The sequence below is a fragment of the Variovorax sp. 05N34 genome, from assembly GCF_056397405.1.
In genome coordinates, this window is the sequence record NZ_JBFTNI010000004.1 from 1 (window position 1) to 20,796 (window position 20,796).

Here is a 20,796-nt window from a genome sequence, read left to right on the forward strand (position 1 = left end):
GCGTGCGGATCGGCACGATGGCGTCCGGCGCATCGATGGCCACACCGCAGCCGTAGGTGTGCTCCAGCGCCACCACGTCATCGACGTTGGGGTATTTCGGCAGCAGCTCAGCCTTGATGCGCTGCACCGCGAAGTCCGTCACCCCCGCCACGCACTGCACGGTCTGCGTGATCGCCAGGATGTTGCGGGTGCCGACGGAGCCGTCCGGATTGCGATAGCCCTCGAAGGTGTAGCCCTCCAGCGGAGGCATCTCGGGGGGCTTGACCGTCGCGATGGGCAGGCCCGTGAGTTCTCGCGCGGCTGGCATCCTGAGCAGCCGCTCGTGCACCCAGCTGCCTGCGGGGATGTCCTTGAGCGCATAGCCGATGGTGACGTTGTAGCGGCGCACTTCGCCGCCTTCGGGGATGTCCACCAGGGCGACCTTGTGCGCCTGCGGGACCTTGTCCACCAGCGTCAGGCCCGAGGGAAACACGGTGCCGGCGGGCAGGCCGCCATCGTTGGCCACGATCGCGACGTTGTCACGATCGTGCATGGTGATGTAGAGCGGTGAACGGTCGAGCGTGGATGACATGGAGGTACTTCGATCAACTGTCGAGCATGATGCTCTCGATCCAGTTGGGACCTTGGCCGGCGGGGCATTCGGCGAGGGCTTTCAACGAGCCGGTCTGCGCGTCGATTTCGTACAGGCGCAGCCGATGCGAACGCTGCCCGGCCGCGATCAGGAAGCGGCCATCGGGCGTGATGTTGAAGCCGCGCGGCTGCGATTCGGTGGGCACATGGCCGATGAGCGCGAGCGCACCGCTCGCCGCGTCGACACGGAAGCCGGCAATCGTGTCCGAACGCCGTTCGCTGCTGTAGAGAAAGCGACCGTCCGGCGTGAGGTGCAGGTCGGAAGCCCATGGCTCACCGCTAAACACGGGCGGCAACGTGCTGATGGTCTGCAGCGGGCGCAGCGTGCCGGCAGCTGGATCGAACGCCAGCACGTCGATGGCCGCATCGAGCTCGTTGAGCAGGTAGACGAAGCGCGAATCCTTGCTGAAGACGAAGTGCCGGGGGCTCGCGGACGCATGCGGTTGCAGCGTCGGCGGTGTGTTGGGCGTCAGCTCTCCCGTCTCCGCATTGAAGCGGAACTGAACCACGACACCGGCGCCCAGCGTGCTGGCGAACACAAACCGGTTCGACGGATCGGCCTGGATCGCGTGCGCATTCGGGCCGGTCGGCAGCACCTGCTGCGTCGCCTGCACCACGCCGTTCGCGTCGATGGCATTGACTGCAATCTGGTTGCCGCCGTATGAGGCGCTGAAAAGATAGCCGCCGCCGCGATCGGTCGCTATGTACGCCATGCTGTGCGGCAACGCCGCGGCGCCGAGCGCGGCGAGTTCGCCCGTCTTGGGATCGATCGCGAAGCTCAGTGTCTCTCGCGGCTCCGAGCGCCGCGCCGCATACAGGCGCCGGCGATCGGGGCTCAATGCGAGCGGCATCACTTCGCCGCCGACCGGTACGGTCTGCACCGGAACCAGCGCCGGTTGGCCCGGATCCAGGTGCAGCACGCTGATGTCGCCGCTTTCGGCATTGGAAACGTAGACGCAGAACATCGTCAGGACACCATCCAAGCGAGGTCAGAAGACCGGATGGCCGTTGATGATCGACGGCAGCCAGGTCGAGAACGAGGGCACATACGTGACCAGCGTGATCGCAATGAAGATCGCCAGGTAGTAGGGCCACGCAGTCTTGGTGGCCTCTCCGATGGAGATCTTGCCGATCGCGCAGCCAATGAACTGCACGGTGCCCACCGGCGGATGCACGAGCCCCAGCGCGCAGTTGAGCAGCAGCATCATCCCGAACTGCACCGGACCGACACCCATCTGGATGGCCAGCGGCAGGAACAACGGCGTCGTGATCAGGATGTGCGCCGCCATGTCCAGAAAGACGCCCAGGAAGATCTGGATGATGTTGATGTACAGCAGCATCAGCCACGGCGTCGTGGTCGCGGCCAGCAGGGCGGTTTCGATCGTGTCGGGAATTTCCAGGTACGCCATCTGATAGCGCAGCATGTTCGACACGCCGATGAGAAGCAGGATCACGCCGGTCGTCTTCGACGCCTTGGCCAGCGACTTGAGCAGCTTCTGCCTGGTCATCGTCCGATAGACGATGACGGTCAGGATCAGCGAGTAGGTCACCGCGATAGCCGCCGCTTCGGTCGCCGTCGTGATGCCCTCCATCACGCAGAACAAGATGATCGCGATCACCATCAGTCCGGGAATGGCGGCGATGAAGGTGCGCAACACCGTGCCCCAGCCGGGAAAGCGCTCGACCATCGTGGTGCCGTCCGCGCGCCTTGGGTAGCCGTACTTGGCGGCTTGCCAATAGGCTGCGACCAGCATGCAGACCATGATCCAGAAGACCGGGATCAGGCCGGCGAACATCAGGTCGCCGATCGACACGCCCTTGATGACGTGACCGGCGATCTCGCCCACCGCCGCTTGCGCTGCGAAGGCATAGATGATCATGTTGTGCGAAGTCGGCATCAACGCGCCCGAGAGCGATGCGTGCGTGGTGACGTTGACCGCGTAAGCGGCGCTATAGCCTTCCTTTTTCATGATCGGGATCAGCACCCCGCCCATGGCCGAAGTGTCGGCCACCGGCGAGCCCGAGACGCCGCCGAACATGGTGGAGGCCACCACGTTGGCAAGGCCGAGACCGCCCTTCCAATGCCCGACCAGGCTGCGCGCGAAGGCGACGATCTTGTCCGCGATGCCCCCGTGCAGCATCAGTTCGCCCGAGAAGATGAAAAAGGGAATGGCAAGGAACGAGAACACGTTCATGCCCGAGACCATCATCTGGATTGCTGTCTCGAAGGGCAGCCCTTCATAGGCGAAGGTCAGGAGACAGCTCAGCCCGATCGCGAAAGCGACCGGCATTCCGAGAACCAGGAAGACCAGGAAACTGATGGACAGCAGTGTCAATGCCATGATGGAACGACCTCGTGGCCGGAAAATTGGGAAACGAGGTGCTCGATGGAAAACAGCGTGATCAGCACGCCTGCGGCGAGAACCGGCAGATAGCGAATGGCTTCGGAAAGTCCGAGCGTCGGGATGGTGGTGTCACGCGTGGACACCGCCATTTCCACGCCGCCGAAGAACAGGGCCACCGAAAAGGCGATGGTGAGCAGGTACACGATGAACTTGCACCAGAACTTCCCCTTGGGCGGCAGCGCCTTCACCAGTGAATCCAGGCCGATGTGTCCGGCGTCCCGTACTCCGGCGGAAGCGCCGAACATGGCGACCGAAACCACCAGCAAGAGCGCGACCTGTTCTACATAGGCGGGTGCGTCGTTGAAGGCGTAGCGAAGCACCACGCCATAGACGACCACGCTCAGCAGGCCCACCAGGCAGATGCACGCGAAGTACATCGCCCAGCGCGACAGCTTCGCGTTGAGTTGGGTTAGCAAGGTCATCGCGCCGATGTCATTGGGTGTCGACGATTTCCTGCACCAGCGCCTTCAGCTCGGGCGTGGTCGCGAACTTGTTCCACACCGGCTTCTCGATTTCGACAAAAGCCTTGCGGTCGATATCGGCTGCGGGAACGATCTTGGCGCCGCCCTTGATGACAGCTGCCTTCGCGTCCTTTTCACGCGGCTCCCAGAGCTTCACGTAGTAGGGGATGGAGTCCTTGGCGGCCTTGCGGATCTGCGCTTGTTCTTCCTTGGGCAGCGTGTCCCAGATTTTCTTGGAGAACACCAGCACTTCGGGCGTCATGACGTGCATGGTTTCCGAATACACGGGAGCGGCTTCGTAGTGCTTGGCTTCTTCGTACGACGGGTAGTTGTTCTCGGCGGCATCCACCAGCCCGGTCTTGAGGCCGGTGTAGACCTCGGCGATCGGCATCGGTGTCGGCGACGCGCCGGCGGCACTCACCAGGCTCACCATCAGGTCGGAAGGCTGCACGCGGATCTTCAGGCCCTTCATGTCGGCCACGTTCTTGATCGGCTTCTTGGCATAGACCGAGCGCGCACCGCTTTCGTAGAAGGCCAGGCCGACGAACCCGGCCTTGTCGAAGGCCGCGAGGATCTTGTCGCCGGTCGGGCCGTACATCACCTTGCGGAAATGGTCGATGTCGCGGAAGAGGAAGGGCAGCGACGGAATGACCGACTCCGGCACGATACCGTGGAACGAGGCGCTGCTGACGCGCACCATGTCGAGCGCGCCGATCTTCACCTGTTCGACCGTGTCCTTCTCGGAGCCCAGCGAGCTGTCGGCAAAGATCTTGATCTTGTCCTTGCCGCCGGTTGCGGCCGACAACTGCTCGCTCATGTAGTTGACCGCCTTGTTGGTCGGGAAATCCTTCGCGTGGACTTCCGCGGAACGGAAGTCGCGTGCCTGCGCATGCATGGCGGCGAGCGAAAGAACGGCGGTGGCCATGACGCTGAGAAGCTTGCGGTTTGGAGTCTTCATGTCTCTTCCTCTGTTGTCGAAATTAAGGTCTTGAAAAAGGCGAACGGGAAATCAAAAGGGGCCTTGGGCGGTGAATGCGCCGCCCTGGTAGATGGCGTTCGGATCGGTGGGCGCGACGGGAGGCTGAGCCTCGACCTTGGCGCGGAACACCTCGGAGCTGTCCTTCGGCACAAAGCCCAGCTTTGCCGCTGCAACGCTGTTGTCCCACCACACATCGCGGTTGGCCGACACGCCATAGACGACGAGATGCCCCACGTCCGGCGTGAACAGCGACCGCTCGATGAGGTCGGTGAGGTCGGCATAGCTGAGCCAGGTGCTCATCATTCGGCGATTGGCCGGCTCCGGGAAGGACGATCCGATGCGGATGCTCACGGTCTCGATGTCCCAGCGATCGAAGTAGAACTGCGCTACGTCTTCTCCGAAGGATTTCGAGAGGCCGTAGTAGCCGTCGGGCCGGCGCATTGCGTGTGTATCGAGGTGCTCGGTCTGTTTGTAGAAGCCGATGACGTGATTCGAACTGGCGAAGATGACGCGCTTCACGCCGTGCTTCCGTGCCGCTTCGTAGATGTGAAAGACGCCCTTGATGTTGGCTTCGAGGACTTCCTCGAACGGGCGCTCGACCGAAACGCCACCCAGATGGACGATGGCATCGCAGCCGGCCACCAGTGCATCGACCGCGGACTTGTCGGCGAGGTTGCAAGGCACCGTCTCCTCGAAGCTTCCTTGCGCCGGCGCGAGCGTGGCGACGTCGGACAGGCGCAGGACGTCGGCGTACGGACGAAGGCGCTCGCGCAGTACTTTGCCCAGGCCGCCCGCAGCGCCGGTCAGCAGCAGGCGACCGAGTTTGTTGGAAGGCCTGGATTCAGGTCCGGTATTCGTTTGCATGGAAATCGTCCTCAGCGGCTTTGCGTGGATTGAAAACGGGAACCTGCGCGAGGTGAACGCTGCCGATGCGAGTGGCGCAGGCAGTCGAATTGCGCAATCATCATGGGTTTGAGGAGATGTAACTTATATGTTGTCGTACAACGCTGTCGGATTATGATCGTGCCATGCAACCGTTGACTCCGGGTAATCCCTTGGTTCAGGCTTCGCCTGTCACATCGGTCGGCGGCGCGGCCAGCGCCTTGCCCGGCGATGCCTTCGTAGGTCGGCCACGACAGAGAGCACGTGGTCTGGCGCATACGCTCGTGGAAGACCTCACCGTGAAGATTCGCGACGGCGCGCTGCGTCCGGGCGACAAGCTTCCGACCGAGTCCGAAATCATGCAGGCCTTCGGCGTCAGCCGCACCGTGGTTCGCGAGGCGCTGTCGAAGTTGCAGGCTGCCGGGCTGGTGGAGACCCACCACGGTGTCGGTACCTTCGTGTTGCAGCCGCGGGCGGGCGGGGTGTTTCGTCTCGAGCCTGGCGACGTTGCCACATCGGTCGATGTGCTCGCGGTGCTCGAATTCCGCATCAGCCTCGAGACGGAATCCGCAGGCTTGGCAGCGACGCGGCGCACCGACGAGCAACTGCTCGCCATGCGCGAGGCGCTCGACGAGTTTCAGACCAACATGGCGCAGGCGGGCAATACCGTCCCGGCAGACTTCCGCTTCCATCTGCAGATTGCGCAGGCCACGGGCAATCCGTACTTCGCGGACATCATGGCCCACCTGGGCACCGCGATCATTCCGCGCACGCGCATCAATGCGATCCGCAAGCACGAGCAGGGTGGCGAATACCTGAGCCGCGTGAATCGGGAGCATGAAGAGATCTACGCGGCCATTGCACGGCAGGACCCCGACTCCGCGCGCGCCGCCATGCGCATTCACCTGACCAACAGCCGCGAACGACTGCGCATCGCTCAAGAGGCAGCCAAGAGCGGTTCCGAAAGCGCGCAGGCGCAGAGTCCGGCGCCGCGCTGAGCTCCGGCGCGGGGGCAATTCCCGCAAGTTGTATGACAACACGATGCAAATGGCCGACCGGCGCGCCGGTCGGCCATTGTCATGAGCCGTTCACCTTCGCCTTCAAGGAGCCCAGTGCGTTCCGAACGGGTTCGATGCGCCGATGGCGGGGAAGTCCACGAAAGCCTGGCTGCAGTCGAGGATCTGATCCGGCTTGACCTTTTCAGTGGCTTCGCCGTTGAGCACGATGCGGTTGGCCGTCGACGCAAAGATCGGCAGGTTGACGCCGTCGAGCGTCAGGTTGGCGTCCGAAGCAATCACCGAGATTTGAGTCGGGTTGTCGGCGACCACATCCTTCAGCGACATGACCAGCGGATAGCCGGGCAGGTAGCCCGTCGGGTAAGCAGCCGTCGGAGTGAAGTAGCCGCCCGTGTTTGCCGCAAAACCTTGCAGCTTGACGTTGCCTTCGCCGAGGATGCGCACATTGCTCAACTGGATGTCGTGGAAGTTCGGCACCTTGGGGCCACCGCTCGGAAGAGCCTTGGTGCTGTAGTAGGGCGTGAACAGCAAGGCGTTCTGCGCATTCTGGATGCAGATGTTCTTGTACGAGATGTTGCTCACCTCGCCGCCGCGTGCGTAGTCCGACTTGATGCGCAGCCCTTCTTCCGAATTCACGAAAGAGTTGTCGTAGACCTGCACGTTGGTGACGCCCGCGTTGGTTTCGCTGCCGATCGAGATGCCATGGCCCCAGTAGATGTGGTTGTGCGCGATCACGATGCCGTAGGCGCGATCGCCGCGCTTGCCGCGGTTGCCGTCGATGCCGAAGCCCACTGCGTTGGGGTTGTTGCTGCCCTTCAATGCGATGTCGTCGTCGCCGGTGCTGACGTAGTTGTAGGCAAAGACGAAGTTCTTCAGATAGCCGTCGAAGGACATCTTGCTGGCGGACGTGGTCTTGCTGCCGGTCGTCATGGCGCTCGACTTGGCGCTCGACGACGAGCCCGGATCGAAAGCATCGGTGTTCTTCACGTTGTCCGCGTTGAAGGTCTGGCCCGTGTACAGCGGGTTGCCGTTGCCCGCCGGGTTGGCAAAGGCTGCCAGCGTCGGCGTCTGCACCTTCACTCCCCAGATCGTCAGGCCGTCGACCCCGCTCGGCACTACGTGGAAGTTGGCGCTGTTGTTCAGGCTCACCTTGTAAAGCGTCAGGTTCTTCGCGTAGTTGAACACCATCATCCGGAAGTTCGATTGCGAGCCGGAGCCCGTGGTGCCGTTCTGAACCATGTTGCCGAGATAGGCCAGGTCCCACCAGGTCATGTTGCGGGTCGACGACTTCGAGTCGACAAAGGTGCCGCCGTTGTCGCAAGGCGTGCCGTCGGGCGCCTGGGTGCCTGCAGCAAAGGCAACGTAGGTGTTGGAGCAACTCAGGTCCACCTTGGTCAATGGGTAGCGCGCATTGGTGGTGACGATCTCCGCATAAGCGCGGCTGTCGATGCTGCCTTCGCCGACGACGGCCGAATTGACGGTGTAGTCGCCGCCGATCAGCGGCAGGCAATTGCCGGAACTGCCTGCCTTGGTGGCGCTGACTGCCGTATTCGCGCAATAGGTGGTGGGCAAGCCGGTCGTCGCGTTCTTCGGCATGTAGGCCATGACGTCACGCGTGGCGTACAGGGTCGCGCCCTTGTCGATCCACAACGTCACTCCCGACGGCAATGTCAGCGGACCTGAGATGAAGCCGTTGCCCGGGCCGCTCTTGTTGGCCACCAGGCGCACTGCGAACTGCGGCGCCTTGTACTGTGGCTTCGCCAGCTCTTCGCCGGATGCGCCTGCGATATTGATGTTGGGCAACGCCGCCTCCTTCTGGCTGGCCGTCGCCGCCGCGTCTGCGCTTGCAATGGCGGCGCCAACCGCGCTGTCGACAGCGGCGCCGCAAGCGTCCAGAGCGGCCTGGATGCGCACCTGATCCGGATTGGCCGTGGCGGCGCTCACCGCCACACCCACGCCAGGAAGGGACGGATCAGCTTCGGGGGGCAGGGCACCGTCAGGACGACGAACGAGCGTGTTGCTCGCCTCGAGGGTCGCGCAGACCTGAGCATCGGTCGGAAGGGTGGGTTCGGCGGGGAGGTCGGGGTCGAAGGTCGTGGTGCCGACCTGGAAGACGTTGGCCTTGGCCGAATTTGCCGACGCTGTATCCGCCGGTTGCACGGCCGTGGCTGTTGCCGCGGCCGTCGGGCTGCTTGCCGTTGCCGAGAACGCGCCGCCGCTGCTGCCTCCGCCGCAAGCTGCGAGCATGGCTGCCGCCGCAAGCGGCAACATCCAACGCGCGATCGACTGGACGCCGATCGTCTCTGATTTCTGCAATGTCATTGGGGCTACCTTTTTGAAGAAGGCTGGCTTGAGCGCGTTCGATGCCGCGTCGCTTGCGACACGGCACTTCCCGGCACGACCAGCGGGGACTGAACGCTTTGTTCTCAGCGCGGGTCGCTGACGGTCGTGTTGTAGGTCTTGCCTGCGATTGACGTGTTGACGAGCGTGATGTCGTGCACGTTGTAGGCGTAGATCGGACCGGCAACCGTGGCGCTTGCGGGTCCGGTCGCCGTGGGGCTGCCGAAATCGCAGTTGACGATGTTCACGCCCTCGATGGCTGGCACGGCAGGCGCCGGTGCGGGGCCGTTGTAGTCGAAGGCGACCGGTCCCTGCGCCACGATGGCCTGGAAGCACGAACCCGTGCTGCCGCCGAGCGTCACGTTCTTTGCGACGACATTGGATATGTTGATGTTCTTCAGCAATGCCGGACGCGTGCGGATGGCATCCTTCGACGGCTGGTAGTCGCAGTCGAAAGTGATGATCCCGCCTTGCGAGGCCGAAGGATTGCTGCTGGCCGCCGTGCTCACGCCAATGGGGACGTTGCCGTTGATGGGGCTGCCCGGCAGCAGGCTGCTGCCATAGCCCGCGCCCGTCAGGCTGACGCCGTTGGGCAGCGTCACGCCATCCACGTAGAAGTCCTTCACGAAGCCGCCGCGGTTCATGTTGGTCTTGATCCGGATCGCGATGTTCAGCGAGTTCGTGTCCCAGAACTTGTTGAGCATGGCGAGGTTGCGGCAATAGATCTTCTCGACGCCACCACCCATTTCGCTGCCCAGCGTGATGCCGCCGTGGCCGCTGTTCATGGTGCAGTTCTGGATCACGTGGTTGTTGGCCGAGCCGTACTCGTTGTCGAGGTTCTTGCCGGACTTGATCGCGATGCAGTCGTCGCCGGTGTTGAACACCACGTCCTCGCAGAGCACGTTGTTGCAGGCGTCCGGGTCGAAGCCGTCGTTGTTCGGGCCGATGCTGTTGACGGTGACGTTGCGGATCACCACGTTCGAGCAGTCGGTGGGGTGGTGTTGCCAGAAAGGCGTGTTCTGGGTCTGGTAGCCCTCCATCAGCACGTTGGTGCAGCCCAGGAATTCGACCATGCAGGGCCGCAGGTAGTGGCCCTTGCCGAAGATCCGTTTGTCGATCGGCACGCCCGCCTCTGACAGTGCCGGCAGATAGTTCTGGTCTTGCTGCCAAGGCGTGATCGGGTTGGTCAGCAGCGCATAGAGCGCATCGGAGATGCCCGGCGCGGCGGTGCGGAGGTCGACGTTGAGCGCGTTGTTGCTCGCCTGCGATGGCGTTGCGCTGGCGCTCACGAATCCATAGGCGCCGCTGTTGCCCTTGAAGGTCCACCAACACGTGCTGGTGTTGCCGGTTCCCGCGAATGGCGTCATGGCCTGACCGTTGAAGACCGACGTATCGCCTTCACCGGTGACGGCGATGTTTTTCTCGTTGCGGGCGTAGATGGGTGCGCCGAAGTTCAGGCAATCATTCGCTTGCCAGCGGCCATAGAACAACTGTCCGTTGGCGCCGCAATCGACCGGGCCGTCCTTGGCATAGTCATTCGGATTCGGACTGAAGTAGATGGTGCAGTTCTGGCTCAGGTGGAAATTGACATTGCTCTTCAGCACGATCGGTCCGGCGCAATACCACGTACCCGATGGAACCACGACACGGCCACCGCCGGCGCTGTTGCACGCGGCAATCGCAGCGAGGAATGCCGGGCGCGAATCGAAGGAGTTCGGCGCATTCGTCGTGTCGGCGCCGACGCTGAGCGGCGACTTCGCCGGGTCGATGTACGGGTTGGTGGCAGGCACGGTGCTGCACACCTGCGCGCCGAAGTCCGTGACCACGAAGTCGCGGCTCGGGAACATCGAGCGATCGATGCTCTTCAGCGAATCGATGATCTTCGTGCCCAAGCCCGCTGGGCCCCAGATTGGATCGGCCGGTGGTTCGACCGGCGCGACGGTCGTCGGAGGGGTGCCTGTCGCGGGAGGCGATGCCGGCGAGATGAACGCCCCGCCGTTACCGCCGCCGCCGCACGCGCTCAGCAACGTGGCGCCTGCCGATGCGCTGGCCAAGGCGATGAACGATCGCCGTCCCGGTGATTGCACGCCGTGTGGGGCCGCCGCCAGGAAGGTTGGTTCCGTCGACTCTGTGCGAGGTTTTTTCATGGTGCTGTCTTTTCGATGTGGAGCGAAAGGGAGGAGGGGAGAGGGAGGGGAGAGAGGGGGAACGGAGACGTGCGGCCGGCCAGTCTTGCGACGGGGTGGCGAGAGGAAGCAACAGCCCGAGGACTGGGCGGTGCGAACTTGCGAGATGGATTCGTCCCATCGATGTCTCCGACCGTAGTTATTAGTTATCGGTTGTCCTACAAGACGCGACGATTATTTGCAGCGCGCAAGAGCCTGTCAACGGAATTGACGACGAGCGGTCTGAGGGCAAACCCGGGGATTCTTCGGGGGACGAAGGGAGTATTCAGCGCCGGTGAGGCGAATTCATGGGCTCGCCGAGGGCTGGACATCCTTGCTGACAAGTTATACGATAACCGATGACGCGCCCGATGAGGCGCATTTGGCGCGGAGCGCGGTGTGGCTCTGCTCGCTCATCCCAACTGGAGACATACAAGTGGCCTTGACTCGACGTGATCTGATACTCGGTGCCCTCGGCAGCGGCTTGGCGGCCGCAGGTGCGCAAGCTGCCGACGCCTGGCCCGCAAAGCCCATTCGAATCGTTGTTCCGTATCCGCCCGGAGGCTCGTCGGACATCATCGCGCGCCTGCTCAGCCAACCATTGGCCGAGGCGCTCAAGCAAACCGTCATCGTCGAGAACAGAGCCGGGGCCAACGGCAATCTCGGCGCCGACCTGGTGGCGAAAGCCCCTGGCGATGGCTACACGCTGTTGTTGTGCGACGTCGGCGCGCTGGCGATCAGCCCTTCTGTCTACACGAAGCTGTCCTTCGATCCGTCGAAGGACTTGCGCGGCGTGACCATGCTGGCCTATTCGCCGCACCTGCTCGTCGTGCATCCGTCGGTGCCGGCCAACAACTTCAAGGAACTGGTCGCCCTCTCGAAGAAGACCGACCTGAATTTCGCCGTGACCGCAACCGGCAGTGCGCCGCACCTCGCCGGTGTCGCGCTCGAACGCGCAAGCGGCGCCCGCTGGCAGTACGTTCCCTACAAGGGTGGCGTGCAGGCTGTGCAGGACACGGTTGGCGGACAGACGCAGGTGCTCATGAACGGCATGCTCGCGACACTGCCTCATGTGCAAAGCGGCAAGCTGAAGGTGCTGGGCGTCTCGAAGGCAACGCGCATGCCGCTGATCGGCGATGTGCCGACCATCGCCGAGCAAGGCGTTCCCGGCTTCGAGTCAGGTACCTGGCAGGGCGTGCTCGCCCCGCGCGGCACGCCCGACGCGATCGTGCAGCGCCTCAACAAGGAACTGATCGCGATCATCCGGTCAGCCGACACCCGTTCACGCCTGGCCGGCCAGGGCGCCGAGGTTGTAACGATGACACCTGCCGAGCAGGAGCAGTTCTTCGACAAAGAGCGCTCGCGCTGGGCCAAGGTCGTTTCTGCAGCCCAGATCAAGCTCGATTGATCCGGCTATTTTTTTCCCTCCACTTTCACTCACATGAACCCGCAAGAACTCAAATCCATCATGGGCTCCGGCCTGCTGTCGTTTCCGCTGACCGATTTCGACGCGAACGGCGACTTCGACAAGAAGGGCTACATCAAGCGGCTCGAATGGCTGGCGCCCTACGGTGCCAGTGCCTTGTTCGCCGCCGGCGGCACGGGCGAGTTCTTCTCGCTGACGGGTGACGAGTTCCCGGAAATCATCAAGACCGCCGTGGACACCTGCCGCGGCAAGGTGCCGATCATCGCCGGCGCCGGCGGCCCGACGCGCTTTGCCATCCAGTGCGCGCAGGCGGCCGAGAAGGCTGGTGCCCATGGCGTGCTGCTGCTGCCGCACTACCTGACCGAAGCGGGCCAGGAAGGCTTGGCAGCGCACGTCGAAGCCGTCTGCAAGAGCGTGAAGTTCGGCGTGATCGTCTACAACCGCGGCCAGAGCAGGCTGTACCCGGACACCCTCGAAAAGCTGGCCGAGCGCTGCCCCAATCTGGTCGGCTTCAAGGACGGCATCGGCGACATCGAACTCATGAGCTCGATCCACTTGCGCATGGGCGATCGCTTTGCCTATCTCGGTGGACTGCCGACCGCAGAGGTCTATGCGGCTGCCTACAAGGCGCTGGGCACCCCGGTGTATTCGTCGGCCGTCTTCAACTTCATCCCGAAGACGGCGATGCAGTTCTATGAGGCAGTTGCAAAGGACGACATGGCGACGCAACATCGCCTGCTCAAGGAGTTCTTCATGCCTTATCTGGATATCCGCAACAAGGGGCAGGGCTACGCAGTGAGCATCGTCAAGGCCGGCGCGAAGATCGCCGGTCATGACGCCGGCCCGGTGCGCCTGCCGCTGACGGACCTGAAGGCTGACGAATACCATGCGCTTGCCGCGTTGATCGACAAGCTCGGCCCACAGTAAGCGTCCAAGCATCCCGACATCCAGCACCAAGCATCGAGGTACCACCGCATGCAGAATTTCGACAATCTCATCAACGGCGAATGGCTGGCAGGCGCCAGCTACAGCGCCAACACCAACCCGAGCAATCTGGCCGACGTGCTGGGCCAGTACGCACAGGGCGACGCGACCCATGTCGATGCTGCGGTGGCGGCCGCTACCGCCGCTTTCCCCGCCTGGTCCACAGGGGGAGTGCAGGCGCGCTCCGAGGCGCTTGACAAGATCGGCAACGAAATCATCGCGCGCAAGGAAGAGCTTGGCACGCTGCTCGCCCGTGAGGAAGGCAAGACCAAGGCAGAAGGCATCGGCGAAGCAACACGTGCCGGCCAGATCTTCAAGTTCTTCGCCGGCGAGTGCCTGCGCCTGTCGGGCGAGATCATTCCGTCGGTGCGTCCCGGCATCGGCATCGAAATCACGCGCGAGCCTGTGGGCGTGGTCGGGCTCATCACGCCCTGGAACTTCCCCATCGCGATCCCCGCGTGGAAGATCGCGCCCGCCTTGGCCTTCGGAAATTGCGTCGTGCTCAAGCCGGCCGACCTCGTGCCCGGCTGCGCCTGGGCGCTGGCTGAAATCATCAGCCGCTCGGGTATTCCAGCCGGCGTGTTCAACCTCGTGATGGGCCGCGGCAGCGTCATCGGCAACGCCTTGGTCGACCATCCGGGCATCCATGCGATCAGCTTTACCGGCTCGGTCGGCGTCGGCCGCGGCATCGCCGTGCAATGCGCGACGAAGCATAAGAAGGTTCAGCTCGAAATGGGCGGCAAGAATCCGCAAGTCGTGCTGGACGACGCCGATCTGAACCAGGCGGTAGAGCTCAGCGTGCAGAGCGCCTTCTATTCGACGGGCCAGCGCTGCACGGCGTCCAGCCGGCTGATCGTCACCGAAGGCATCTATCCCAAGTTCATCGAGGCGATGAAGGCCCGCATGGCGAAGATCAAGGTGGGCGACGCGCTGGCGCAAGGCACCGACGTCGGTCCGGTCTCGAGCGAAAGCCAGCTCCGCCAGGATCTGGACTACATCGAAATCGGTCAATCCGAAGGCGCCACCCTTGCCGCAGGCGGTCAGCGGCTGAAACTCGACACTGACGGCTTCTACATGAGTCCGGCGTTGTTCAGCGAATCGATTGCATCGATGCGCATCAACAAGGAAGAGATCTTCGGGCCGGTGGCGAGTGTGATCCGCGTGAAGAACTACGAAGAGGCTCTGGCGACGGCGAACGATACGGAGTTCGGGCTGTCGGCAGGCATTGCGACCACCAGCCTGAAATACGCGACACACTTCAAGCGCCATAGTCAGGCCGGCATGGTGATGGTGAACCTGCCGACGGCGGGCGTGGACTATCACGTGCCGTTTGGCGGCCGCAAGGGCTCGAGCTACGGCCCGCGCGAGCAGGGCCGCTACGCTCAGGAGTTCTTCACGACCGTGAAGACCTCCTACACACTGCCCTGAGAGGGCGGACGCGAGAACGGACGGATCGCGGTCTTGGGGCGGAACGCCTTGCAGACCGCGTCGTTCGTTTCAAGATAGGGGCCGCCGATCAGGTCGATGCAATAGGGCACGGCCGCGAAGATTCCCGGCACGGCCTGCGATCCGTCGGCGTTCTTCAGGCCTTCGAGCGTCTCGGCAATCGACTTCGGCTGGCCGGGCAGGTTGATGATCAGGCTCTGGTCGCGAACCACGGCGACCTGGCGCGAAAGAATCGCCGTGGGCACGAAGCGAAGGCTGATCTGCCGCATCTGCTCGCCAAAACCCGGCATTTCCTTGTGCGCCACCGCGAGCGTCGCTTCCGGCGTGACGTCGCGCAAGGCCGGACCCGTGCCGCCGGTCGTCAGGACCAGCGAACAGCCCGCATCGACCAGTTCGATCAGCGCTGCGCTGATGCCGGCCTGATCGTCGGGAATCAAGCGTGACTCGAACGTGATCGGGTTGCGCAGCGCACGCTCGAGCCAATCCTTCAGCGCAGGAAGCCCCTTGTCTTCGTAGGCGCCGCTCGATGCGCGATCGCTGACCGAGACGATCCCGATACGCACTTGGTCGAGGGCGGTGAGCTCGGTCATGCGTCCTCTTCGCGCGCTTGCTCGGCGGCTTCGGCGGCGTGGTCGGCGGTGCCGTGCACGCGCAATTGGTCGCGAACGATCTGGAAGATTTCTCGGTACGCCTTGCCTTGGCGGGGCGCTTCGCCAAGCGGACCTGCCTTGATGTCCTTGCGTGCCTGACGCACGAGCGCGCGCAACTGCTGCGCATCGGTGCCCGGATGGGTTTCAATCCAGCCGCCCAGCGCGTCGTCATCGGCGATGAGGCGATCTCGCCAGCGTTCGGCCTCGTGCAGTGCGGCGGTTTCCTGGGCGGGCGCGCGGTTCTGTTCGTCGAGCGCTGCGCGGATCGCGTCGATCGCGGTCGGATCCAGCCCGCGCATCAGCTTGCCGATGAACTGCATCTGGCGACGCTTGCCTTCGAAATTCGTGATGCGCTTGGCATCCTCGACCGCGTCCTTGAGCTTGTCGCTCAGGTCCAGCTTGTCGAACAGGCCGGCGCGCAGCGACAGCAGTTCTTCGCCCAGCGCCTGGAGTTCGGAGCTCTCGCGTTTGAGTTCGGTCTTGCTCGCCGCGTCGGTGCCTTTGAGCTCGCGCTTGAGCTCGAGGTCGAGTTCGCTGCCTTCGGCCACGAACTGGCCGCGGACGAAGTAGCCTTTTTTGGGTTTGCGGGACATAGAAGCAATCGTTGGCCGCTCCATGGAGAACGGAGGGCGCAAGTATCATAGCCAACACATGACCACACCAATCTCGCGCGCCGATTCCGGCTTCGCCTACAGCCGTTCATTCTTCGAAAACCTGGTCGACTCGGCCTTGGCGCACGCCAAGAAGCTCGGGGCCACCGACGCTGGCGCGGAGGCGTCCGAGGGCTGCGGCCTGAGCGTTTCGGTGCGCAAGGGCGAGCTCGAAAACGTGGAGCGCAACCGCGACAAATCGCTGGGCGTCACTGTCTACGTCGGCCATCGCCGCGGAAACGCCAGCACGTCTGATTTTTCCGACGCCGCCGTCGCGCAGACCGTGCAGGCGGCCTACGACATTGCCCGCTTCACGGCGGAAGACCCTGTCAGCGGACTGCCTGATGAAGCCGACATCGCCAAGGAATACCCTGATCTTGACCTGTTCCACCCCTGGGATGTCACCAGCGAGCAGGCGGCGGCGCTTGCGCTCGAATGCGAAGCCGCCGCAATGACGACGGACAAGCGCATCACCAACAGCGAAGGGGCGGGCGTCTCGGCGCAGCAGAGCCACTTCTTCAGTGCCCATACGCGGGGCTTTCGCGGCGGCTATGCCAGTTCGCGCCATTCGATCTCGGTGGCACCGATCGCCGGCAAGGGCGACGAGATGCAGCGCGACGCTTGGTACAGCTCGATGCGTTCGGCCGACGAACTCGCGAGCCCGCAGGCCGTTGGCCGCTATGCCGCCGAGCGCGCATTGAGCCGACTCAAGTCGCGCAAGATCAAGACGACCCAATGCCCGGTGTTGTTCGAGTCGCCACTCGCCGCCGGATTGCTGGGTGGCCTCGTGCAGGCGACCAGCGGCGGCGCGCTGTACCGCAAAAGCACGTTCCTGCTCGACTCGTTGGGCAAGACCGTGTTGCCGTCGCACATCGACGTGCTTGAAGATCCTTACGTCCTCCGCGGCAAGGGAAGCTCGCCGTTCGACGACGAAGGCGTGGTCACGCACAAGCGCAAGCTGGTGGACGCCGGCCGCCTGGAGGGCTATTTCCTGAGCACCTACTCGGCTCGGAAGCTCGGCATGAAGACCACCGGCAATGCGGGTGGCTCACACAACCTGACATTGACCTCGCGCCTCACGAAAGAGGGCGACGATCTCGATGCGATGCTTGCCAAACTCGGCACGGGGCTGTTCGTGATCGAGCTCATGGGCCAGGGCGTGAACTACGTGACGGGCGACTACTCGCGTGGAGCGAGCGGCTTCTGGGTCGAGAAGGGCAAGATCGCATTCCCGGTGCAGGAAATCACCATCGCGGGCAACCTGAAGGACATGTTGCTGGGCATCGAGGCGGTCGGCGCGGATGCCTACAACTATGGCGCCAAGACAACCGGATCGCTGCTCGTCAACCGCATGAAGGTGGCGGGGAGCTGAGCTTGGCGGCTGGCGATGGTTGCCCGGTGGGGCAGCCGATCCGGTCTGAGGGGCGCGCGAGCGTCGGCATCCGCATCGAGGATGTCACGCTGGTGCGCGGCCATCAGCGGGTGTTCGAAGGGCTGACGCTCCATCTTCAGGAGTCAAGGATTGGGCTGATCGGTGACAACGGCGCGGGGAAGAGCAGTCTTTTTCGCCTCATCTGCGGGCTGGACCAGCCACAGCGAGGCCGCGTCTTCGTCCCCGAGCGCACGTCGCCTGGGTGTGTCGGGCTCATGTTTCAGAACCCTGACGATCAGATCATCTTTCCAACGGTGGCCGAGGAGTTGGCCTTCAGTCTGACCGCGCTTGGCGAAACGCGACAGGTGGCCCGGCGGCGGGTGCTGGACTTCCTGGCCAGCCGAGGGTTGTCCGCCTGGGCGGGACGGGCCGTGGGCGAACTGAGCCAGGGGCAGCGTCAGCAGGTATGCCTTCTGGCGCTGCAGATCAGCGAGCCCGCGACGCTGCTCCTGGACGAGCCTTTCGCCAGCCTCGATCTGCCGAGCCAGGCGAGGCTGGCCGCGCAGCTGGAAGCCTCTCCCCAGCAGATCATCGTGTCGACCCATCTCCTGGAGCACGTGCACGGGTTCGAGCGCGTGCTGTGGCTGGAGGAGGGACGCGTGCGCGCCGATGGGCCGGGGCGCGAGATCTGCCAGGCGTATGCCAGCTACGTGCGCGAGCGCGCCGGGACAGGCGAGGGCGGCCATGCGTAGCCTTTACTCGGCTCAGCTCACATGGATGCATGCGGTGCCTGCGTGGATCAAGCTTGCGGTGCTGTCGGTCTGCGGCACGGCGCTCGTGTGGGTCGGCCGGCCTTCGTTTCTGCTGGCGGGCTGCGCATTGACGCTGCTCGTCTTTGCCTCCTTGGGCGCGCCTGCATGGCGCCGAGTGCGCATGCTGGGGGGCATTGCCGTTGCCTGCGCACTGATCGTCATCTTTCACTGGGCGCTGGGCACGACCGGCCAAGGGCTGGCGAGCGCCTTGCGGCTCGCGAGTGCGGCAACGCTCGCGCTGATGCTGACGCTGACCACGCGCTTCGAAGACTTGCTGGCGGTGCTGGAGGCAGTCATCCGCCCTTTGCGGCATGTCGGCGTTCCGACTGAGCGCGTCGCCCTCGCGCTGGGCCTGATGCTTCGGTTTGCCGAGAACTTCTATGTCCAGTGGCGTCGGCTCGACGACGCGCACCGCGCCCGCACGGGCCGCGGCGGCGGTCTGCGACTGCTGGCGCCGTTGACGATCCGCACGCTCCAAACCGCGGACCGCGTCGCTGATGCCTTGGCTGCACGGCAGGGCAAATGACCTTTCATCCATCCTTCCTAATTTCATGACCTCAAACGCTCCTGCCAACTCGTCCTCTCGTTCAATTGCCTACATCGCCCTGTTCGCGGCACTAATGGCCGTGCTGGGCATGATCCCGAAGATCGATCTGCCTTTCGGGGTGCCCATCACGCTGCAGTCACTTGGCGTCATGCTGGCGGGCTGCCTCCTTGGGCCACGGCGCGCATTTCTGGCCATTGCCCTGTTCCTGCTCGCCGTTGCGTTGGGCCTGCCTCTGCTGCCAGGCGGGCGAGGCGGATTCAGCGTGTTCGTCGGAGCGACCTCTGGCTTCTTGTTCGGCTGGATGTTCGGCGCTTTCGCCTGTGGTCTGCTGATGCGCCTGCTGGTGCCTCGACTGGGCACTACCACGGGCAAGGGTGTGCTCGCCGCCAGCTTCGCTTCTTCTGTGGTCGGCGGCATTGCCGTGGTCTACGCGTTCGGGATCCTCGGGCTGTCGCTGGTCGCCCATATGTCGCTGACGCAGGCGGCCCTGGCCATGCTGATCTTCATTCCCGGTGACCTGGTCAAGGCCGGAATCTGCGCCGTGGTCGTGCAGACGGTGATGCGCGGCATGCCAAGCTGGCAACTCGGCGGCGACTGACGCGAGCCGGCTTATGGCGTGGTGGGGCGTCGGAAGACGGTGACTGAAACGTAGTTCTTGCGCGGCCCGCGCACCGAGTGGCGGATGACGAAGGTCCCGTCGGCCATGAAGCGGTAGTCACTGTCGTAGACGTCCGGAGCGCACAGGTGGGTGGCCGAGCCTGCGAGCACGTCGCCTTCGCGCGCGAGTTGGATCTGGTGGAAGAGTCGGGGCGGCACTTCGGCAAAGAACACCAGAAAGCCAAGTCGCGAGCGCTCGAAACGGTATTCGCGATGCGCGTCGAACGCTTGCCCGCCTGCCAAAGTGACCCTGCCTTCTTCGCGGTAGCCGAGGGCATCGTGGCCCAGTTGGCTGAACCAGGCGATGCCGGTCATCGCTGCCTGGTTCTCGATGGTCCGGGCGAGGTCCCAGGTGCCTTCCAGCCGATCGAAGACGCCATCCGCGTCGGCCCAGCAGGTCATGCCGGCAATGTTCCGGCGAGGCGCTGCCGGACCTTGGTGATGACCCGCACGTAGGGCTCTGCGAAAGCGCCGAGAGGCGCGTCGTGCGTCAGCCAGCTGAAGCTGAAGACGAGGCCGTCTTCCTCGGGGCTCCCCGAGGCCACGTGATCGAAGGTCTCCGGCAGCAGCTCCTTTGAACACATCAGGAACACGTGCCAGAGCTGCGGATGCCGGCGCGTGTTGCCTTCGACACCGGCCTCGCAATGCCGGTCGATGGTGCCCAGCGAAAGCAGATCGCCCGTGTAGTGGATCCCGGACTCTTCCAGCAATTCGCGGCGGACGGCCGCTTCGGGCGCCTCGCCAGGCTCGATGGTGCCCTTGGGCAACTGCATGCTCCGGTCCTCGGGATGGTGAAAGACCAGCAGACGGCCCCGATCGTCCACCAGACAGGCACAGGCCTTGAGAACGGGATGCGCCGTCACGTTCAGGCGCCTGAGAGAGCGGCCTTCACCGCTGCGCTGACTTGTCCCATATCGGCCTTGCCCGCGAGACGGGTCTTGACTGCGCCCATGACCTTCCCCATGTCGCCCGGCCCCTTGGCGCCGAGTTCGGCAACGATGGCTTTCACTTCGACGGCCACCTCTTCGGCGCTCATGCGCTGGGGTAGATAGACCTCCAGCACCTTGATCTCGGCGGCTTCCTTGTCGGCCAGATCGGGGCGGTTGCCTTGCGTGAACGCCGCGACCGAATCCTTGCGCTGCTTCACCAGCTTGTCGACGATGGCCACCACTGCGGCATCGTCCAGTTCGATGCGTTCGTCGACCTCTTTCTGCTTCATCGCTGCGAGCAGCAGGCGAATGGTGCCCAGGCGTTCCGAGTCCTTGGCGCGCATCGCGGTCTTCATGTCTTCGGTGATCTGTTCCTTGAGGCTCATGGCTGGCTTTCTATGACGGTCGAAAAACAAAAAAGCCGCGGCAGGTAGTCCTGGCGCGG

Annotated in this window: 21 protein-coding genes; 8 read left to right on the forward strand and 13 right to left on the reverse strand. The window is 63.8% G+C overall.

Annotated elements, in window-relative coordinates:
- From AC1DMA_RS11940 to AC1DMA_RS11965, 6 genes are all read right to left on the reverse strand, one after another.
- Nucleotides 1-571, reverse strand: a 571-nt coding sequence (locus tag AC1DMA_RS11940; RefSeq protein WP_478144315.1) for a UxaA family hydrolase, incomplete at its 3' end; no start/stop codon positions are given.
- A 13-nt stretch (nt 572-584) separates the two neighbouring features.
- The gene (locus AC1DMA_RS11945; protein WP_478144316.1) at nt 585-1,595 is read right to left on the reverse strand and encodes a lactonase family protein; all 1,011 of its coding nucleotides are present in this window, start codon (nt 1,593-1,595) and stop codon (nt 585-587) included.
- A 24-nt stretch (nt 1,596-1,619) separates the two neighbouring features.
- Complete coding sequence (locus AC1DMA_RS11950; RefSeq protein ID WP_478123951.1) at nt 1,620-2,972, reverse strand: TRAP transporter large permease; 1,353 nt, start codon at nt 2,970-2,972, stop codon at nt 1,620-1,622.
- Nucleotides 2,963-3,457: a TRAP transporter small permease gene (locus AC1DMA_RS11955; protein ID WP_478144317.1), complete on the reverse strand. Its 495-nt coding sequence runs from the start codon at nt 3,455-3,457 to the stop codon at nt 2,963-2,965. The genes AC1DMA_RS11950 and AC1DMA_RS11955 overlap by 10 nt, the downstream gene beginning before the upstream one ends.
- Before the next feature lie 10 nt (nt 3,458-3,467).
- The gene (locus tag AC1DMA_RS11960; RefSeq protein ID WP_478144318.1) at nt 3,468-4,454 is read right to left on the reverse strand and encodes a TRAP transporter substrate-binding protein; all 987 of its coding nucleotides are present in this window, start codon (nt 4,452-4,454) and stop codon (nt 3,468-3,470) included.
- Nucleotides 4,455-4,505: 51 nt separating this feature from the next.
- Complete coding sequence (locus AC1DMA_RS11965) at nt 4,506-5,339, reverse strand: NAD-dependent epimerase/dehydratase family protein (RefSeq protein ID WP_478144319.1); 834 nt, start codon at nt 5,337-5,339, stop codon at nt 4,506-4,508.
- Between the two features lie 164 nt (nt 5,340-5,503).
- Between AC1DMA_RS11965 and AC1DMA_RS11970 the strand changes: the two genes are divergently transcribed.
- A complete protein-coding gene (locus tag AC1DMA_RS11970) occupies nt 5,504-6,355 on the forward strand; it encodes a FadR/GntR family transcriptional regulator (RefSeq protein ID WP_478144320.1) in 852 nt (283 codons plus the stop codon).
- Nucleotides 6,356-6,457: 102 nt separating this feature from the next.
- Here the strand turns inward: AC1DMA_RS11970 and AC1DMA_RS11975 are convergent, their stop codons facing one another.
- Both AC1DMA_RS11975 and AC1DMA_RS11980 read right to left on the reverse strand, forming a co-directional pair.
- A complete protein-coding gene (locus tag AC1DMA_RS11975) occupies nt 6,458-8,695 on the reverse strand; it encodes a glycoside hydrolase family 28 protein (RefSeq protein WP_478144321.1) in 2,238 nt (745 codons plus the stop codon).
- Between the two features lie 104 nt (nt 8,696-8,799).
- Complete coding sequence (locus tag AC1DMA_RS11980; protein ID WP_478144322.1) at nt 8,800-10,860, reverse strand: glycoside hydrolase family 28 protein; 2,061 nt, start codon at nt 10,858-10,860, stop codon at nt 8,800-8,802.
- Between the two features lie 454 nt (nt 10,861-11,314).
- Here AC1DMA_RS11980 and AC1DMA_RS11985 point away from each other — a divergent pair, with 454 nt between their 5' ends.
- Genes AC1DMA_RS11985 through AC1DMA_RS11995 form a run of 3 tightly spaced genes read left to right on the forward strand, consistent with a single transcriptional unit; the run spans nt 11,315 to nt 14,716 of the window.
- Nucleotides 11,315-12,286, forward strand: coding sequence for a Bug family tripartite tricarboxylate transporter substrate binding protein (locus AC1DMA_RS11985; protein ID WP_478123944.1), 972 nt, complete (start codon nt 11,315-11,317; stop codon nt 12,284-12,286).
- A gap of 33 nt (nt 12,287-12,319) precedes the next feature.
- A complete protein-coding gene (kdgD, locus tag AC1DMA_RS11990; RefSeq protein ID WP_478144323.1) occupies nt 12,320-13,231 on the forward strand; it encodes a 5-dehydro-4-deoxyglucarate dehydratase in 912 nt (303 codons plus the stop codon).
- A 48-nt stretch (nt 13,232-13,279) separates the two neighbouring features.
- The gene (locus tag AC1DMA_RS11995; RefSeq protein ID WP_478144324.1) at nt 13,280-14,716 is read left to right on the forward strand and encodes an aldehyde dehydrogenase family protein; all 1,437 of its coding nucleotides are present in this window, start codon (nt 13,280-13,282) and stop codon (nt 14,714-14,716) included.
- On the opposite strand, the gene mog is transcribed toward AC1DMA_RS11995, so the two are convergent.
- Both mog and yjgA read right to left on the reverse strand, forming a co-directional pair.
- Nucleotides 14,701-15,324: a molybdopterin adenylyltransferase gene (gene mog, locus AC1DMA_RS12000; protein ID WP_478144325.1), complete on the reverse strand. Its 624-nt coding sequence runs from the start codon at nt 15,322-15,324 to the stop codon at nt 14,701-14,703. The two genes, AC1DMA_RS11995 and mog, sit on opposite strands and share 16 nt — an antisense overlap.
- Nucleotides 15,321-15,977 carry a ribosome biogenesis factor YjgA gene (gene yjgA / locus AC1DMA_RS12005; RefSeq protein ID WP_478144326.1) on the reverse strand — a complete coding sequence of 219 codons (657 nt, stop codon included), beginning with the start codon at nt 15,975-15,977 and terminating at the stop codon, nt 15,321-15,323. The genes mog and yjgA overlap by 4 nt, the downstream gene beginning before the upstream one ends.
- 58 nt (nt 15,978-16,035) lie before the next feature.
- On the opposite strand from yjgA, the gene pmbA reads away from it, so the two are divergent.
- The 4 genes from pmbA to AC1DMA_RS12025 are packed head-to-tail and all read left to right on the forward strand — an operon-like array spanning nt 16,036 to nt 19,363.
- Nucleotides 16,036-17,406, forward strand: a complete 1,371-nt coding sequence (gene pmbA, locus AC1DMA_RS12010; RefSeq protein WP_478144327.1) for a metalloprotease PmbA — start codon at nt 16,036-16,038, stop codon at nt 17,404-17,406.
- Between the two features lie 26 nt (nt 17,407-17,432).
- Complete coding sequence (locus tag AC1DMA_RS12015; protein WP_478144642.1) at nt 17,433-18,158, forward strand: energy-coupling factor ABC transporter ATP-binding protein; 726 nt, start codon at nt 17,433-17,435, stop codon at nt 18,156-18,158.
- Complete coding sequence (locus AC1DMA_RS12020; protein WP_478144328.1) at nt 18,151-18,744, forward strand: energy-coupling factor transporter transmembrane component T family protein; 594 nt, start codon at nt 18,151-18,153, stop codon at nt 18,742-18,744. The genes AC1DMA_RS12015 and AC1DMA_RS12020 overlap by 8 nt, the downstream gene beginning before the upstream one ends.
- 25 nt (nt 18,745-18,769) lie before the next feature.
- Nucleotides 18,770-19,363 (forward strand): biotin transporter BioY, encoded by a 594-nt coding sequence (locus AC1DMA_RS12025; protein WP_478123937.1) that lies wholly within the window; start codon nt 18,770-18,772, stop codon nt 19,361-19,363.
- Between the two features lie 11 nt (nt 19,364-19,374).
- Here the strand turns inward: AC1DMA_RS12025 and AC1DMA_RS12030 are convergent, their stop codons facing one another.
- The 3 genes from AC1DMA_RS12030 to AC1DMA_RS12040 are packed head-to-tail and all read right to left on the reverse strand — an operon-like array spanning nt 19,375 to nt 20,737.
- A complete protein-coding gene (locus AC1DMA_RS12030; RefSeq protein WP_478144329.1) occupies nt 19,375-19,824 on the reverse strand; it encodes a DUF6314 family protein in 450 nt (149 codons plus the stop codon).
- The gene (locus tag AC1DMA_RS12035; RefSeq protein ID WP_478144330.1) at nt 19,821-20,285 is read right to left on the reverse strand and encodes an NUDIX domain-containing protein; all 465 of its coding nucleotides are present in this window, start codon (nt 20,283-20,285) and stop codon (nt 19,821-19,823) included. Before AC1DMA_RS12035 ends, AC1DMA_RS12030 begins: the two co-directional genes overlap by 4 nt.
- 2 nt (nt 20,286-20,287) lie before the next feature.
- Entirely contained in the window at nt 20,288-20,737 is a 450-nt protein-coding gene (locus AC1DMA_RS12040) for a GatB/YqeY domain-containing protein (protein WP_478123934.1), read from the reverse strand.
- Nucleotides 20,738-20,796: the final 59 nt, after the last annotated feature.